This is a genomic window from Micromonospora sp. KC207, assembly GCF_004348615.1.
In the GTDB taxonomy this organism is placed as follows: domain Bacteria; phylum Actinomycetota; class Actinomycetes; order Mycobacteriales; family Micromonosporaceae; genus Micromonospora.
Window position 1 is genome coordinate 1 of sequence record NZ_SMKJ01000572.1, and the last position, 1,512, is coordinate 1,512.

Consider the following 1,512-nt stretch of genomic DNA (forward strand, 5'->3'; position numbering starts at 1 on the left):
GTGCTGTGTGGTTGGACGAGTTGACTGTTTCGGATCCGCTCGACTTCTTCGTCACCTTCTCCTCCGTGGCCGGCTCCCTTGGTAACCGCGGCCAGTCCGATTACGCGTACGCGAATCGTTTTCTGGATGAGTTGGTGTGGTGGCGGTCGGGGTTGTCGGGTCGGTCGGGTCGGTCGGTGTCGGTGGCGTGGCCGTTGTGGCGTGGTGGTGGGATGGGGTTGGATCCCGCGACGGAGCGGTACATGCGGCGAACGGGTGGGTTGGAGGCGTTGGAGCCTCGGGAGGGGCTGGCGCTGCTCGCGGGCGCGATCACCGGCGACGCCACCCATGTGCTGCTCCTCAGGGGCGACCGGGACAAGATCTTGCGCCGGCACGCGTTACCGGAATCCGCGCAGCCCGTCGCGGCACGCAACGGCGTCGCAGCCGGCGTACCGGCGGCCCTCGGGTCGGCGGCGCAGCTGGTCGGCCTGCCACAGCCCACCGCCGCACAGTCCCTTGACAACTCCGCCGGCCATGTCGACGCGGGGCCCGCTCCCCTCCCGGTGCCGGGCACGGCCCGGTCGGCCGAGCACGTCGCGGACCGGCCAGCGGCCGTGAACCTGTCGCGCCTGCGCGACCTGGTACGACGCGACCTCGCCCGGGGCGTCGGCGAGGTGCTGCGGCTCCCCGTCGACCAGGTCGATGTCGGTGCCGAGCTGACCGAGTTCGGGTTCGACTCGATCACGTTCACCGAGCTGGCGACGTGGCTCAACGACCGGTGGGGCCTGGAGCTGCTTCCGTCGGTCTTCTACGACCACCCGACGCTCCTGTCGTTCGCCGATTTCGTCGTCACCACCCATACCGACACCGTGGCCGCCCGCTACGAGCTGCCGACGGCAGCCAGCACCGGAGCGACTTCCGCCGTGCCGCCGACCACCGCGCCACCTACGTCGGCCGGTCCCGTAGCTGCGCAGGCCCCCGTGCCCGCGCCGGTCGCCGGGCTCGTAGCGCGCCCCACCGCTGCTCCCTCCGCTGTGAACTGGCCGTCGTCCGCTGGCGAGCCGGTGGCGATCGTGGGGATGGCCGGGATGTTCCCCGGCGGTGGCGGCATCGAGGGCTTCTGGCGGGCGGTGCGCTCCGGGGAGGTGCTGGTCGGCGAGGTGCCCGCCGACCGCTGGAACTGGCGCGAATGGGACGGCGGCGACGGCCGGAACCAGGTGCGTTGGGGCGGATTCATGCCTGGCGTCGAGAACTTCGATTGTCGGTTCTTTGGGATTTCGCCGGCTGAGGCGGAGTTGATGGATCCGCAGCAGCGGTTGTTTTTGCAGGTGGTGTGGGGTGCGTTGGAGGATTCTGGGCATCGGGTGTCGGAGTTGGCTGGTGGTCGGGTTGGTTTGTTCGTGGGGGTTGGGGGTTCGGATTATCAGGAGTTGTTGAGGGCGTCGGGTGTGGGTGTGGGGGCGCATTCGGCGACGGGGGTGGCGCATTCGGTTCTGGCGAATCGGGTGTCGTTTTTGTTGGATTTTCGGGGTG

General features: G+C 69.4%; 2 protein-coding genes and 1 pseudogene. 2 read left to right on the plus strand and 1 reads right to left on the minus strand.

The window, feature by feature from the left end; all coding sequences use genetic code 11:
* Positions 1-5: 5 nt before the first annotated feature.
* A pseudogene (locus E1258_RS36080) lies at positions 6-191 on the plus strand (ketoreductase domain-containing protein); the annotation flags it as partial.
* Positions 192-377: 186 nt separating this feature from the next.
* On the opposite strand, the gene E1258_RS35320 reads toward E1258_RS36080, so the two are convergent.
* On the minus strand, positions 378-515 hold the full coding sequence (locus E1258_RS35320) for a hypothetical protein (protein WP_243715837.1): 138 nt from the start codon (positions 513-515) through the stop codon (positions 378-380).
* A gap of 27 nt (positions 516-542) precedes the next feature.
* Here E1258_RS35320 and E1258_RS35325 point away from each other — a divergent pair.
* Positions 543-1,512: beta-ketoacyl synthase N-terminal-like domain-containing protein (locus E1258_RS35325; RefSeq protein ID WP_243715838.1), on the plus strand; the 970-nt coding region annotated here is incomplete at its 3' end.